12 protein-coding genes are annotated in these 13968 nt (G+C 68.5%); 5 read left to right on the forward strand and 7 right to left on the reverse strand.

The genetic code is table 11. The annotated features are described in order from the left end of the window. Window positions 1-51: 51 nt before the first annotated feature. The 4 genes from BDO18943_RS08955 to BDO18943_RS08970 all read right to left on the reverse strand — a co-directional run bounded on the left by BDO18943_RS08955 (window position 52) and on the right by BDO18943_RS08970 (window position 4605). Window positions 52-1377: an ABC transporter substrate-binding protein gene (locus tag BDO18943_RS08955; protein WP_175022016.1), complete on the reverse strand. Its 1326-nt coding sequence runs from the start codon at window positions 1375-1377 to the stop codon at window positions 52-54. 58 nt (window positions 1378-1435) lie between these two features. Beyond that, window positions 1436-2788 (reverse strand): D-tagatose-bisphosphate aldolase, class II, non-catalytic subunit, encoded by a 1353-nt coding sequence (locus BDO18943_RS08960; RefSeq protein WP_175022017.1) that lies wholly within the window; start codon window positions 2786-2788, stop codon window positions 1436-1438. Beyond that, window positions 2776-3732 carry a sugar kinase gene (locus BDO18943_RS08965; RefSeq protein ID WP_175022018.1) on the reverse strand — a complete coding sequence of 319 codons (957 nt, stop codon included), beginning with the start codon at window positions 3730-3732 and terminating at the stop codon, window positions 2776-2778. Before BDO18943_RS08965 ends, BDO18943_RS08960 begins: the two co-directional genes overlap by 13 nt. A 96-nt stretch (window positions 3733-3828) precedes the next feature. Continuing rightward, entirely contained in the window at window positions 3829-4605 is a 777-nt protein-coding gene (locus BDO18943_RS08970) for an L-iditol 2-dehydrogenase (RefSeq protein WP_043190168.1), read from the reverse strand. Window positions 4606-4934: 329 nt separating this feature from the next. On the opposite strand from BDO18943_RS08970, the gene BDO18943_RS08975 reads away from it, so the two are divergent. Genes BDO18943_RS08975 through BDO18943_RS08990 form a run of 4 tightly spaced genes read left to right on the forward strand, consistent with a single transcriptional unit; the run spans window position 4935 to window position 8037 of the window. After that, window positions 4935-5396, forward strand: coding sequence for a Fur family transcriptional regulator (locus tag BDO18943_RS08975; protein WP_011353040.1), 462 nt, complete (start codon window positions 4935-4937; stop codon window positions 5394-5396). Between the two features lie 46 nt (window positions 5397-5442). After that, the gene (locus BDO18943_RS08980) at window positions 5443-6357 is read left to right on the forward strand and encodes a metal ABC transporter solute-binding protein (protein ID WP_175022019.1); all 915 of its coding nucleotides are present in this window, start codon (window positions 5443-5445) and stop codon (window positions 6355-6357) included. Window positions 6358-6371: 14 nt separating this feature from the next. Then, window positions 6372-7262: an ABC transporter ATP-binding protein gene (locus BDO18943_RS08985; RefSeq protein ID WP_175022020.1), complete on the forward strand. Its 891-nt coding sequence runs from the start codon at window positions 6372-6374 to the stop codon at window positions 7260-7262. Then, a complete protein-coding gene (locus tag BDO18943_RS08990; protein ID WP_027789245.1) occupies window positions 7255-8037 on the forward strand; it encodes a metal ABC transporter permease in 783 nt (260 codons plus the stop codon). The genes BDO18943_RS08985 and BDO18943_RS08990 overlap by 8 nt, the downstream gene beginning before the upstream one ends. 112 nt (window positions 8038-8149) lie before the next feature. On the opposite strand, the gene fghA is transcribed toward BDO18943_RS08990, so the two are convergent. The 3 genes from fghA to BDO18943_RS09005 all read right to left on the reverse strand — a co-directional run bounded on the left by fghA (window position 8150) and on the right by BDO18943_RS09005 (window position 11865). Further along, window positions 8150-8998, reverse strand: a complete 849-nt coding sequence (fghA, locus tag BDO18943_RS08995; RefSeq protein WP_175022021.1) for an S-formylglutathione hydrolase — start codon at window positions 8996-8998, stop codon at window positions 8150-8152. A gap of 16 nt (window positions 8999-9014) precedes the next feature. Next, window positions 9015-10121 carry an S-(hydroxymethyl)glutathione dehydrogenase/class III alcohol dehydrogenase gene (locus BDO18943_RS09000; RefSeq protein WP_011353045.1) on the reverse strand — a complete coding sequence of 369 codons (1107 nt, stop codon included), beginning with the start codon at window positions 10119-10121 and terminating at the stop codon, window positions 9015-9017. Between the two features lie 277 nt (window positions 10122-10398). Further along, on the reverse strand, window positions 10399-11865 hold the full coding sequence (locus BDO18943_RS09005) for a xylulokinase (RefSeq protein ID WP_175022022.1): 1467 nt from the start codon (window positions 11863-11865) through the stop codon (window positions 10399-10401). Between the two features lie 439 nt (window positions 11866-12304). Here BDO18943_RS09005 and BDO18943_RS09010 point away from each other — a divergent pair, with 439 nt between their 5' ends. After that, window positions 12305-13681, forward strand: coding sequence for a nucleobase:cation symporter-2 family protein (locus tag BDO18943_RS09010; protein ID WP_043190182.1), 1377 nt, complete (start codon window positions 12305-12307; stop codon window positions 13679-13681). Window positions 13682-13968 lie beyond the last annotated feature (287 nt).

The raw sequence follows: 13968 nt of genomic DNA on the forward strand, positions 1-13968 counted from the left end.
GTCAGCTTCGACGACGCGCACCGTGCGCCACCGCGCACGGTGCGGGCCGCGTTACTTCTTGTAGCCGGCCTGCCGCACCGCGCGGTCGGCGGCGGCCTGCCCGGCGGCAAGCGCCTGGTCGACCGTCATCTGGCCCGCCACCGCACCGGCGATCGACTGGCCGACCACCGTGCCGAACGACTGGAATTCAGGTATCCCGACGTACTGCACGCCCGTGTACGGCACCTTCTTCAGCGACGGATCGTTCGGGTCGGCCGTCTCGATCGCCTTCAGCACGAAGTCCGAGAACGGCGCGGCGGCCTTGTACTCGGGGCGCTGATAGGTCGACGTGCGCGTGCCCGGCGGCACCGACGCCCAGCCCTCGTCCTTGCCGACCATCTCGATGTACTGCTTCGACGTCGCCCACGCGATGAACTTGCGCGCGGCATCCTGCTGCTTCGACGTCTTCGGCACGGCCAGCGCCCATGCCCACAGCCAGTGCGAACCCTTCGGCGTGGCGGCGACCGGCGCGGCCGCGAAGCCGATCCTGTCAGCCACCTGCGACTGCTGTTTGTTATAGAGCATCCCGGCCGCGACCGTCGCGTCGATCCACATCGCGCACTTGCCCGATGCGGTCAGGGTCAGGTTCTCGTTGAAACCGTTCGAGCTCGCTCCCGGCGGGCCGTCTTTCTTCAGCAGGTTCACGTAGAACGTGATTGCCTTCTTCCACTCCGGCGACGTGAGCTGCGCATTCCAGTTCTCGTCGAACCAGCGCCCGCCGAACGTGTTCACGACCGTCGACACGTACGCCATGTTCTCGCCCCACCCGGCCTTGCCGCGCAGGCAGATCCCGTAGGTGCCCTTCGCCTTGTCGGTGAGCTTGTCCGCGAATTCGGCGATCTGGTCGTAGGTCGGCTGGTCGGGCATCTTCAGCCCCTTCGCCGCGAACAGGTCCTTGCGGTAGAACGTCATCGAGCTCTCGACGTAGAACGGCAGCGCGTACAGCTGGCCGTTGTACGACAGGCTGTCGCGCGCGGTCTTCACGATGTCGTTCAGGTCGTAGTCGGCGGGCAGGCCCGTCATCGGCGCGAGCCAGCCGCGCTTGCCCCACTGCGGCGCCTCGTAGGTGCCGATCGCCATCACGTCGAACTGGCCGCTGCCGGTCGTGATGTCGGTCGTCGCGCGCTGGCGCAGCACGTTCTCCTCGAGGATCACCCAGTTCAGCTTGATGTCCGGGTTCGCCTTCTCGAAGGCCGGCGACAGCTTCTTCAGCTCGATCATGTCGGGATTGTTCAGCGTCGCGATCGTCACCGTGCCGGCGGACGCGGCGCAGGCCGCCGTCGCGAGCGCGGCTCCGGCGAAGCAGCGTGCGGCGGCGTCGAGCATCTTTCGTTGCATGGCATGTCTCCTGTGTTTGTTCGAAGTGTCGTCGGTACTGCGTTGACTTCGCGGCCCGTCATGCCGGCCGCTGCATTCCGCACGCGCGCGCATAGTGCGCGATCACGTCGCGTATCCGGTGGCGCACCCAGGCGCGCGGCTCCTTCGCGAGCCCGCCCGCGCGGCAGGCCGCATACACGTCCGGCAACCACTGCGCGACGAGTGTCTCAGGCACCGGCTGCCGCGCGAGGTTGTCGAACAGCTGCTCGACCGCGGCCGCGACGGCCGGCTGCAGCCAGTAATAGCGGATCCGGTCGCTGTAGCTGAACTGGCGCGCGAGCCGCTGCTCGGTTTCGTCGCCGCGGTAATACGGTGCCCAGTGCTCGGGCTGCGCGCGCATCGCGGCGTCGACGACGTCGCGCAACCGCGAGCGCTGCGCGGGCTCGCCGATCAGCGCATCCTCGATGAAGGTCAGCGCGAACAGCGCCTCGCGCAGCGCAAACGTCAGCGCGGGGCCGACCTTCAGTACCGCGAAGTGGTCGCGCACGAGCGCGGCGAGCGCGCCCTCGGTCTGGTAGTCGGTCGAATGCGCCTCGAACACGAGGCCCGGTGTCTGCAGGATACTCGCGCCGAGCGACGCCGCCTTCGCGCTGTCGTAGTCGAGCACGTGACGATCGTCGAAGTCGACGCCCGGCTGCGCAACGATCGCGACGACCCGCGTCCACGCATCGTCGAGCCCGGCCGCCGCGAACGCGCGGCGATGCGCATCGAGCGTCGCCGCAATGCTGTCGCTGCGCGTGACCGCGATCTGTGCGATCGCCGCATCGCTGTCGTTACCGCTCACTTCGCCGCCCGGCGTCGGCACCTCGGTGCCGATCACGTAAACGGGCGCGATGCCGGCGCGCGCTGCCGCGTCTTCCGCCGCGCGGCACAGTTCGGCCGCGCGCGCGGCGATCGTGCGATCGTCGAGCCGCACCGGATCGTCCGCGCACGCCATGCTCGCGTCGAGGTGGATCTTTTCGAAGCCCGCTTCGACGTACGCGGCAACCATCGTGCCTGCCTCGCGCATCGCATCGGCCGCGCGGCGATGCCGCCACGGGTTCGGCCCGAGATGGTCGCCGCCGAGCACGAGCGCCGACGGTGCAAGCCCGCAACGTTGCGCGATCGCGTCGACATCGCGGCGGAAATCGGCGGGCGTCATGCCCGTATAGCCGCCGAGATGGTTCACCTGGTTGCAGGTCGCCTCGATCAGCAGCGGCGAACCGTCCGCACGCGCCGCTTCGCACGCGGCCTCCAGCACGAGCCGGTGCGCGCTGCAGATCGAATAGATGCCGCGCTGCGCGTCCGCGCGGTTCGCGTCGAAGATCATCCGCAGCACGGCATCCGCGTGCGCGGGACGTGTACGTTCGGCGAAGGTCGTCAAGCCGGACATGCCATACCTCGTTCGGTCAGGAAGCGGTCGATCTCGGCCGCGCTGCTGTTGCCCTCCATCGGGCCGCGCCGCGTGACCGCGATCGCCCCGGCCGCGTTCGCGCGGCGCAGCGCGGCCTCGATCGGCACGCCGGCGACGAGGCTCGCGACCAGCGTGCCGCCGAAGCAGTCGCCCGCGCCGGTCGGGTCGACTTCGTCGACCTGAAACGCCGGCGCTTCCGCACGGTTCGCGCGGTCGAACGCGACGCTGCCTTGCGCGCCACGCTTCAGCACGACACGCTCGAGCAGCGGATGCGTCGCGAGCAGCCCCGCGATCGCGCGCTCGGCCGGCTGCGGCCCGCAGAAGAACGGCAGGTCGGCTTCGCTCGGCAGGAACAGGTGGCACGCGGCGAGCATCGCGTCGAGCGCCGCGCGCATCGGGCGAAAGCTCAGCATTTCGGGCCGCACGTTCGGATCGAACGACACCTTCGCGCCGGCGCGCGCGGCCTCGATCACGCCGCGCTGCACCGCCGCGATCGCCGCTTCACTCGTCAGCGACGAGCCCATCACGTGGAAGTAACGGCAGCCGTCGAACATCGCGGTATCGACATCGGACGCGTCGACGCACGCGGCCGCACTGGTGGACAACGCGAACACGAAGCTGCGCGAGCCGTCGTCGCGATACGCGACGAACGCGGTGCCGGTCGGGCGTGCGACGCGGCGGATCCGCGCGACGTCCACCCCATCGCGTTCGAGCCGCGCGACGATCGCGTCACCAAACGCATCGCGGCCGACGCAACCCGCATACGCGACGCGCGCGCCGAGCCGCGCGGCCTGGTCGGCAAATATCGCGGGTGCGCCGCTCGGGAACGGCCCTGCGAACAGGCCCGGCGTCTCGAAATCCTGGCCGCGCTCGGCGGCAACGAATTCCGCCAGCAGTTCGCCGGCAACGACGATCTCGGCCATCAGGCGTGCCCTCCTCGTTCGACGGCGGCCACGATGCGCAGCAATGCTGCTGCATCGCAGGCAGGCCGGCAGGTGGCGCGTGCGCGGGGCGCCACGTCAGCTCATCCAGTTACCGCCGTCGACGTTCAGCGTCTGGGCGGTGATGTAATCGGCGTCGGACGACGCGAGAAACAGCGCGGCGCCCGTCAGGTCGCCCGGCACGCCCATGCGGCCGAGCGGCACGGCTTCGCCGACCAGCCGCTTCTTCTCGCCGAGCGGCCGGTTCTCGTAGCGCGCGAACAGCGCATCGACCTGCTCCCACATCGGCGTGTCGACGACGCCCGGCGCGATGCCGTTCACGTTGATCCGGTGCGGCGCGAGCGCGAGCGCGGCCGACTGCGTATAGCTGATCACCGCGGCCTTGGTCGCACAGTAGTGCGAAACGAGTGCCTCGCCACGACGCCCGGCCTGCGACGACATGTTGACGATCTTGCCGCCGCGCCCCTGCTCGACCATCCGCTGCGCGACGGCCTGCATCAGGAAGAACAGCCCTTTCACGTTGACCGAGAACAGCCGGTCGAACACGTCCCACGATTCGTCGAGGATCGGCCGCATGTCGAACAGCGCCGCATTGTTGAACAGGATGTCGACACCGCCGAAGCGCTCGACCGCCGTGGCGACGATGCGCTCGATGTCGTCGCGGCGCGTCACGTCCGCGGTGACGGCCACCGCGCGGCCAGGGTGTGCCTCGATGAGCCGCGCGAGCGAGCCGCCTGCCGGCTTCACGTCGACGAGCACGCAGCGCGCGCCCTCGTCCAGATAGCGTTGCGCGACCGCCTCGCCGATGCCGCTTGCGGCGCCCGTCAGGATCGCGACCTTGTCTTCCAGTCTCACTGGCTGCCTCCGGTTCGTTCTGCGTTACGACGGCTGCGAGGTGAGCTAACGCTCGCTAACCGATCAATTGCTCTGTTGGTGATCGAATGATCGGATAGGCGATTCGCGCTGTCAAGACGACGTGACGGCTTTCTATGACGCACTGCGGCACGATGGCGCAGCGTGGCGGCCCGTCGCGCACGCCCGGCAAGGCGCAGCCCGCACGGTGCGGTGCGGCCGGGTCGGCGATGAAGGGGACGGAGCGAGGACGGAAAGGGGAAATCGCGCTGCACGGCGCGGCGATACGTTATATCATCGCTGTACTTTGTTTCATCGCCCTGCCTCACGCCATGGCTACCTCCTCGTCCATTGACGCCCGGCTGTCCCGGGCCGACGCATTCGCCGCCGAGCACGGGCTCGCGTGGACGCCGCTGCGCCGTCAGGTCTACGAACGCGTGCTGGCCGCGCAGCGCCCGATCGGCGCGTACGACCTGCTCGCCGAACTCGAACCGCAGCGCGGCCGCGTGCCGCCCACGACCGTCTATCGCGCGCTGGATTTCCTCGTCGAGCACGGCTTCATTCACCGGATCGAATCGAAGAACGCGTTCTTCGCGTGCTGCGAGATCGGCGTGCCGCACGAAGGCCAGTTCCTGATCTGCGATTCGTGCGGCGACACCGTCGAGATTCCCGGCGGCGACCTCGCGAAGCAGTTGTCCGCGAGCGAGCCCGCGCACGGTTTCGAAGTCCACCACCAGGTCGTCGAGCTGAGCGGCCTGTGCGGGCACTGCAAGCACAAGCCCGTGCAACGCTGACGCATCTCGCGCGGCGCCCGCGCCGCCCCTTCCAACGAGGAGTTCCATGTCCATTGCCCTGAAGCGCGCGCCGCGGCGTGCCCTGTCGCCTGTCCGCTGGCTCGCCGCCGCCGTCACCGCGCTGTCGCTCGCGGCGCCCGCGTTCGCGCAGGCCGCGACCGTCAACGTCGTCGCCGCCGAGAATTTCTACGGCGATGTCGCGTCGCAGATCGGCGGCAGCCATGTCGCGGTGACGAGCATCCTCAGCAATCCCGACCAGGATCCGCACCTGTTCGAGGCGAGCCCGAAAACGGCCCGCGCGCTTCAGCACGCGCAGGTCGTGATCTACAACGGCGCGAACTACGATCCGTGGATGAGCAAGCTGCTCGGCGCGTCGAAGCAGGCGAAGCGCGCGACGATCGTCGTCGCCGATCTGGTCGGCAAGAAGGCCGGCGACAACCCGCACCTGTGGTACGACCCGGCGACGATGCCGGCCGCCGCGCGTGCGATCGCGGCCGAGCTCGGCCGCGCCGACCCGGCGAACAAGGCCGAATACGACGCGAACCTGCAGAAGTTCGTCGCGTCGATGAAGCCCGTCGACGACAAGGTCGCCGCGCTGCGCGCGCAGTACAAGGGGCTGCCGGTCACGGCCACCGAGCCCGTGTTCGGCTACATGTCCGACGCGATCGGCCTCGACATGCGCAACCAGCGCTTCCAGCTCGCGACGATGAACGACACCGAGGCGAGCGCGCAGGATGTCGCCGCGTTCGAGAACGACCTGCGCAAGAAGCAGGTGCGCGTGCTGATCTACAACAGCCAGGCTGAAGAACCGATGACCAAGCGCATGCTGAAGATCGCGCGCGACGGCGGCGTGCCGACCGTCAGCGTCACCGAGACGCAGCCGGCTGGCAAGACCTTCCAGCAATGGATGGCCGGCCAGCTCGACGCGCTCTCGACCGCGCTGGCCGCCGGCAAGAAATAAACAACCGTAACGAAATGACCGCAACTCCTCACGCACTCGCCGTCGATCGCGTCACGCTCGAACTGGGCGGACGCACGATCCTGCGCGACGTCAGCTTCTCGATCGAACCCGGCGAATTCGTCGGCGTGCTCGGGCCGAACGGTGCGGGCAAGACCACGCTGATGCGCGCGGTGCTCGGCCTCGTGCCCGTGTCGGCCGGCACGCTGTCCGTCGGCGGCGTGCCGGTCGTGCGCGGCAATCCGTCGATCGGCTACATGCCGCAGATCAGAAGCGGCCTCGCGAACCGCCGGATGCGCGGCTACGACTTCGTCGCGATGGCTGCCGACGGCCACCGCTGGGGGCTGCCGCACACGAACGCGGCAACGCGCCGCGACGTCGACCGCGTGCTCGATCTCGTCGGCGGCCCGACGCTCGCACGCCGGCCGCTGTCGGAACTGTCCGGCGGCGAACGGCAGCGCCTGCTGCTCGCGCAGTGCCTGCTCGGCAGCCCGAAGCTGCTGCTGCTCGACGAGCCGCTGATCAGCCTCGACCCGAACCACCAGCGCGGCGTCGTCGAACTCGTGCGCAACGTGCAGCGCGAACTCGGCATCACCGTGCTGTTCTCCGCGCACGAACTGAATCCGCTGCTGAACGCGCTCGACCGCGTGCTGTATCTCGGCAACGGCGTCGCGGCGCTCGGCACCGTCGACGAGGTGATCACGAAGCCCGTGCTGTCGCGGCTCTACGGGTCGCCGATCGACGTGATGCGCGTGAACGGCAAGATCTTCGTGATGTCGGGCGACGTCGAGATCGAGAAGCACGACCACGAACACGAGGACGACGACGGTCACTCGCACGACAGTGGCGGCGGCCACGGCCATCACCACCACGGACACGCTCATCCCGGGCATTCGCAAGATGTTTGAATACGACTTCATGATCAACGCCTTCGCGGCGTCGGGGATCGTCGCGGTGCTCGCGGGCATCGTCGGCTACTTCCTGGTGCTGCGCGGGCAGACCTTCGCCGGCCATGCGCTGTCGCACGTCGGCTTCACCGGCGCGACGGGCGCGGTGCTGCTCGGCATCTCGCCGATCTGGGGGATGGTCGGCTTCACGCTCGCGGCCGGGATCGGGATGGGCGCGCTCGGCGAAAAGCTCGCGGGCCGCGACGTCGCAATCGGCGTGATCCTGTCGGGCGCGCTCGGCTTCGGCCTGCTGTTCCTGCATTTCTACACGTCGTTCGCGACGCAGGTCACCGCGCTGCTGTTCGGCAACGTGCTCGCGGTGAGCCACGACACGCTCGCGGTACTCGCCGGCATCGGCGCGGTGAGCCTGCTCGCGCTCGCGCTGATCGCGCGGCCGCTGCTGTTCGCGTCGCTGCAGCCCGAACTGGCCGAAGCCAAGGGCGTGTCGCTGCGCACCGTGTCGATGCTGTTCCTCGCGGTGTGCGCGCTCGCGGTGGCCGCGGCGACGCAGATCGTCGGCGTGCTGCTGGTGTTCACGCTGCTGGTCGGGCCGGCTGCCGCCGCGCAGAACGTGACGACGCGGCTGTCGACCGGCGTGCTGCTCGCCGCACTGTTCGCGCTGTTCGAAGCGTGGCTCGGCATCGTGCTCGCGTATCACACCGACTGGCCGACGAGCTTCTGGATCACCGCGCTGTCGGCGCTCGTGTACGGCGCGAGCCTGTTGCGGCGCCACTGATCGCCGCTTGTCGGAAATAAAAACGCCGGCGTGCCCGAGGGCAGCGCCGGCGTTTTTTCATGCGCCCGCGATCCCGCGGCACGCCGTGTGCGTTACCTGCTTCCCGGCCCGCTCACCGTGCGAGCACGCGCGCGTGATGCGCGATGTGATCGGCGATGAACGTCGAGATGAAGTAATACCCGTGGTCGTAGCCTGCATGACGACGCAGCGTCAGCGGCTGGCCGGCCTTCGCGCACGCGGCTTCGAACACGTCAGGGTTGAGCTGGTTCGCAAGGAACTGATCGGCGAGACCCTGATCGACGAGGATGCCGTCCGCGAACTTCGGCGCATCGGCGCGCGCGACGAGCTCGCTCGCGTCGTGTGCCTTCCACGCTTCGCGATCGGCGCCGAGATAGCCAGAGAACGCCTTCTCGCCCCACGGGCAGCGCGTCGGCGCGGCGATCGGCGCGAACGCCGACACCGACCGGTACAGGCCCGGATGGCGCAGCGCAAGCGTCAGCGCGCCGTGCCCGCCCATCGAGTGCCCGAAGATCCCGAGCCGCGCGCCGTCGATCGGCAGCTCGGCCGCGACGAGTTCGCGCAGCTCGCCCGTCACGTACGACTCCATCCGGTAATGCGCGGACCACGGCGCTTCGGTCGCATCGACATAGAAGCCCGCGCCGACGCCGAAGTCCCACGCGTCGGTCTCGCCCGGCACACCCGCACCGCGCGGGCTCGTGTCGGGCATCACGAGTGCGAGGCCGTGCTGCGCCGCGTATTGTTGCGCGCCAGCCTTGATCGCGAACGTCTCGTCGGTGCAGGTGAGCCCCGCGAGATAGAACAGCGCCGGCACGCGGCCGTGCGCGGCCTGCGGCGGCAGGTACACCGAGAACTTCATCGGCAGGCCGATGGCCGCCGAATCGTGACGGTAGAAACGCTGCTCGCCGCCGTGGCACGCATGCGAGGAAACGAGTTCGAGCATCGCGGTGCGCTCCCGGTCAGTACAGCACGACCGAGCGGATCGACTCGCCGGCCTTCATCAGGTCGAAGCCTTCGTTGATCCGCTCGAGCGGCAGCGTGTGCGTGATCAGGTCGTCGATGTTGATCTTGCCTTCCATGTACCAGTCGACGATCTTCGGCACGTCGGTGCGGCCGCGTGCGCCGCCGAACGCCGAGCCCTTCCACTCGCGACCCGTCACGAGCTGGAACGGACGCGTGCTGATTTCCTCGCCGGCTGCCGCCACGCCGATGATGAACGACTGGCCCCAGCCCTTGTGCGTGCACTCGAGCGCCTGGCGCATCAGCTTCACGTTGCCCACGCACTCGAACGAGTAGTCGGCGCCGCCATCGGTCAGCTGCACGATGTGGTCGACCACGTTCTCGACTTCGTTCGGGTTGATGAAGTGCGTCATCCCGAACTTCTTCGCGAGCTCGACGCGCTTCGGGTTGATGTCGACGCCGATGATCTTGTCCGCGCCGACCATCTTCGCGCCCTGGATCACGTTCAGGCCGATCCCGCCGAGGCCGAACACGACGACGTTCGCGCCCGCCTCGACCTTCGCCGAGTACACGACCGCGCCGACACCCGTCGTCACGCCGCAGCCGATGTAGCAGATCTTGTCGAACGGCGCGTCCTCACGCACCTTCGCGACCGCGATTTCCGGCACGACGATGTAGTTCGAGAAAGTCGACGTGCCCATGTAGTGGAACAGCGGCTTGCCGTCGAGCGAGAAGCGCGACGTCGCGTCGGGCATCAGCCCCTTGCCCTGCGTCGCGCGGATCTTCTGGCACAGGTTGGTCTTGCGCGACAGGCAGAACTTGCACTCGCGGCATTCGGGCGTGTAGAGCGGAATCACGTGATCGCCCTTGCGCAGGGTGCCGACGCCGGGGCCGACGTCGACCACGACGCCCGCGCCTTCATGGCCGAGGATCGCCGGGAAGATCCCTTCCGGATCGGCTCCCGACAGCGTGTAGTAATCGGTGTGACAGATGCCCGTCGCCTTCACCTCGATCAGCACTTCACCTGCGCGCGGCCCTTCCAGATCGACTTCCTCGATCGTCAGCGGCGCGCCCGCCTTCCATGCAATCGCTGCTTTCGTCTTCATCGTGTGACTCCTGTCTGTGTGTGAGGTCGGCCCGGGTTCGCGCGTCAGCGCTCATGTCGACCAGCGTGGCGCTCGACCACGAGCGTGCCGGCTTCATGCTTCGCACCGGGTTCCATGCAAAGCTGTCGAAGCCGTGCCGCGCGTCGATCGCGCGCGGCACGGCGAAAGAATCTCGTGCTCGCCATGATGGCCGGTCCCGCCGCGCATCGCGTGCGGGAAACGGTCGCCGGCTTGCCACGATGCGTCATCGCTGACGCAAAAGAACAAGTATTCGAGTTTAAACGCCCGTCGTGAACCAGGCATCCGTTCGCGCATACAGATCGACGAAGCGCGCGTGGCGTGCGACCAGCAAGCGATCGTCGCGCGGCGCGGCAACCGGCGACGCGGCCGGCGCCAGCGCGTGCAGCGCGTCTTCCCGCCAGTGCCCGATCGCGACGCCCGCGAGCAGCGCGGCGCCGCGCGTCGCGGCGTTCGGGCAGTCGATCGCGTGGAGCGACGCGCCCAGTGCGTCGGCCAGCAACTGGCGCCAGCGCGGATCGACCGAGCCGCCGCCCGCGAGACGCAGCGTCGTCACCGGATCGCTGCGATCGGCGTCGCGGATCGCATCGAGCCCGGCGCGCAACGCGAACGCGACACCTTCGAACGCGGCGCGCATCATCGCGCCGCGCGTGTCGCCGAGCCCGAGGCCGAGCCAGCCGCCACGCGCATCGGGATTCATCCACGGCGAACGCTCGCCCGTCAGGTACGGCAGGAAGCACAGGCGTTCCGACGCGGCCTGGGCAAACGCATCGTCATACGCATCGGCCCACTGCGGGTAGCCGAGCCAGCCGCGCACGGCTTCGAGCGCGAGCCCGACGTTCTGCATCGCGGCCATCGTGTAATAGCCGCCGCCGGCCGCCGCGCGATAGCGATGCAGCCCGCGTCGCGCGGGCGGCAGCGCATCCGCGAGCACGACGATCTGGCCGCCGCTGCCGGTCGTCAGCAGCGCATCGCCGGCGGTGGCAAGCCCGCTGCCGAGCGCCGCGCAGGCGGTGTCGGCCGCGCCGGTCGCCAACGGCACGCCGGCCGGCAGGCCGAGTGCCGCGGCAGCCGGTGCACCGAGCACGCCGCAGCGCGCGGTCGACGGATGGACCGGTGCGAAGCGGTCCGCCGGCAAGCCGAGCGCGTCGATCAGCGCGAGATCCCATGCACCGTCGGGCGTCGCGAGCGCGGTCGCGCACGCATCGCTCGGATCGGCCGCAACGTCGCCGCCCAGCGCGATGCGCAACCAGTCCTTCGGCTGCACGGCCCAGCGGGCGGCGCGCAGCGCATCGGGTTCGTGCGCGGCCAGCCAGCGCAACAGCGGGCCGGCCATGCCGGGTGCGACGGGATTCGGTGCGACGGGCAGTCCGGCGACCGGCAAACCGGCATCGGGCCAGCTGGCCGTATCCGCTTCGCGCACCGCGCGCGTGTCGGGCCACAGCAGCGCGGGCCGCACCGGTTGCCCGGCCGCATCGATCAGCACGACGCCATGCATCTGCCCCGAAAACCCGATCGCCGCCACTTGCGCGCGCTCGTCGGCCGGCAGCCGCGCGGCCGCGCGCACGAGCGCCTGCCACCACGTATCGGGCGCGATCTCGGCCCAGCCGGGCTGCGGCGACGACAGCGCATAAGGTTCGCTCGCGACCGCGCGCTCGACACCGTCGGCATCGAGCGTGACGAGTTTGACGGAGCCGGTGCCGAGGTCGATTCCGAGCAGGCGCATGACGTGAGAGCGAATTCGAATGAACGGATGTCGATGATAACGGGATCGCGATGCGCGCCCCGTTTTTTGCCGTCGTCGAAGCAGGTCGAAAGTGCGGTCGCCGGCCGGGTTCCACCCGGCTGCACCTTGCGTGCAAAAGCGGCCGTTCGCGGGTTAACCCGGCACGATTTTTCCCAGGCACTTTTTGCCACTATGCCACCCGCCCGATACACACCATAAGGCGGCCTATATTTGACATGGGGGCCCGCGCTATTTTGAAGGGCTATAAAACCGGGAAACCTCACTCCTGCGGCAGTTTCCCGATGATCGACACCCTGCTCCATGCCGAATTGGCATATCGAACCAGCAAAGAACGGAATAGAACCCAGCACTCTTGTTGCATGGATTCATTCCGAATAATTTCGTATCACCCCGAAAACAAGATCATGGAGTGAGACAGATGCAATCGAACACGGTCCATCCGTGCGATGAGGTGCTGCCGACCGGCAAGCTGGTAACGCTTGGCCTGCAACACGTCCTCGTCATGTACGCCGGCGCTGTCGCCGTGCCGCTTATCGTCGGCGGCGCGCTCAAGCTGCCGAAAGACCAGATCGCGTTCCTGATCAGCGCCGATCTGTTTTCGTGCGGCATCGCCACGCTGATCCAGACGCTCGGCCTGTGGATCTTCGGGATCCGCCTGCCCGTCATCATGGGCTGCACGTTCGCGGCCGTCGGCCCGATGATCGCGATCGGCACCAACCCCGGCCTCGGCATCCTCGATATCTTCGGCTCGACCATCGCGGCCGGCATCATCGGCATCGTGCTCGCGCCGATGATCGGCAAGCTGTTGCGGTTCTTCCCGCCAGTCGTCGTCGGCACCGTGATCGCCGTGATCGGGCTGTCGCTGATGGAAGTGGGCATCAACTGGGCGGCCGGCGGCGTCGGCAACCCCGAATACGGCAGCCCCGTCTATCTCGGCCTGTCGCTGCTCGTGCTCACGCTGATCCTGCTGATCAACAAGTACGGCCGCGGCTTCCTCGCGAACATCTCGGTGCTGCTCGGCATCGTCGCCGGCTTCGCGATCGCCTTCGCGATCGGCCGCGTGAACACCGACGGCGTGGCGCACGCGCCGTGGGTCGGCTTCGTGATGCCGTTCCACTTCGGCCTGCCGCACTTCGACCCGCTGTCGATCGCGACGATGGTCACGGTAATGTTCGTCACGTTCATCGAATCGACCGGCATGTTCCTCGCGGTCGGCGACATGGTCGATCGTCCGGTCAACCAGGAGCGCCTCGTGCGCGGCCTGCGCGTCGATGGCCTCGGCACGCTGATCGGCGGCATCTTCAACTCGTTCCCGCATACGTCGTTCTCGCAGAACGTCGGCCTGATCGGCGTGACGGGCGTGAAGAGCCGTTTCGTGTGCGCCACCGGCGGCGTGATCCTCGTGCTGCTCGGCCTGTTCCCGAAGATGGCGCAGGTCGTCGCATCGGTGCCGCCGTTCGTGCTCGGCGGCGCGGGCATCGTGATGTTCGGGATGGTCGCGGCGAACGGCATCAAGGTGCTGTCGAAGGTCGACTTCGTGAACAACACGCACAACCTGTTCATCGTCGCCGTGAGCGTCGGCATGGGTCTCGTGCCGGTCGTGTCGCCGCACTTCTTCTCGAAGCTGCCGCCGGCACTCGCCCCGATCCTGCACAGCGGCATCCTGCTGGCATCGGCGACGGCCGTGATCCTGAACATCGTGTTCAACGGCGTGAAAGGCGAAAAGGACGCGCGCTGCGACATCCGCCGCACCGGACACGACTTCGACGGCCGCCCGGCCGACGTGCATCACTGATCGCCACGCGCCGGACGACGGCGCGAAGCGGTAACGAAAAACGCCACGGCATGCCGTGGCGTTTTGCTTTGGGGTGCGGACGACGCTCGGCGATCGGACGGTCCGCCATCGCGCTTGAAGGGTTGCCGCCGACGGCGCGGCACCGGATGCCGGATGCCGGATGCCGGATGCCGGATGCCGGATGCCGGATGCCGGATGGTCGCGCGGCGCGACGTGCCCGACGCAACGGGCTGCACCGGCGTTCGATGCACGCATCGCCACCCCGCCCGTGTTTGCCCCTCATGACT

Origin of the sequence: Burkholderia aenigmatica (assembly GCF_902499175.1) — a bacterium.
In the GTDB taxonomy this organism is placed as follows: domain Bacteria; phylum Pseudomonadota; class Gammaproteobacteria; order Burkholderiales; family Burkholderiaceae; genus Burkholderia; species Burkholderia aenigmatica.

Coding starts and splice junctions, on each gene's coding strand:
- BDO18943_RS08955 (WP_175022016.1), bottom strand. CDS start 1,377: ATGCAACGAAAGATGCTCGACGCCGCCGCACGCTGCTTCGCCGGAGCC.
- BDO18943_RS08960 (WP_175022017.1), bottom strand. CDS start 2,788: ATGTCCGGCTTGACGACCTTCGCCGAACGTACACGTCCCGCGCACGCG.
- BDO18943_RS08965 (WP_175022018.1), bottom strand. CDS start 3,732: ATGGCCGAGATCGTCGTTGCCGGCGAACTGCTGGCGGAATTCGTTGCC.
- BDO18943_RS08975 (WP_011353040.1), top strand. CDS start 4,935: ATGGCTACCTCCTCGTCCATTGACGCCCGGCTGTCCCGGGCCGACGCA.
- BDO18943_RS08980 (WP_175022019.1), top strand. CDS start 5,443: ATGTCCATTGCCCTGAAGCGCGCGCCGCGGCGTGCCCTGTCGCCTGTC.
- BDO18943_RS08985 (WP_175022020.1), top strand. CDS start 6,372: ATGACCGCAACTCCTCACGCACTCGCCGTCGATCGCGTCACGCTCGAA.
- BDO18943_RS08990 (WP_027789245.1), top strand. CDS start 7,255: ATGTTTGAATACGACTTCATGATCAACGCCTTCGCGGCGTCGGGGATC.
- fghA (WP_175022021.1), bottom strand. CDS start 8,998: ATGCTCGAACTCGTTTCCTCGCATGCGTGCCACGGCGGCGAGCAGCGT.
- BDO18943_RS09000 (WP_011353045.1), bottom strand. CDS start 10,121: ATGAAGACGAAAGCAGCGATTGCATGGAAGGCGGGCGCGCCGCTGACG.
- BDO18943_RS09005 (WP_175022022.1), bottom strand. CDS start 11,865: ATGCGCCTGCTCGGAATCGACCTCGGCACCGGCTCCGTCAAACTCGTC.
- BDO18943_RS09010 (WP_043190182.1), top strand. CDS start 12,305: ATGCAATCGAACACGGTCCATCCGTGCGATGAGGTGCTGCCGACCGGC.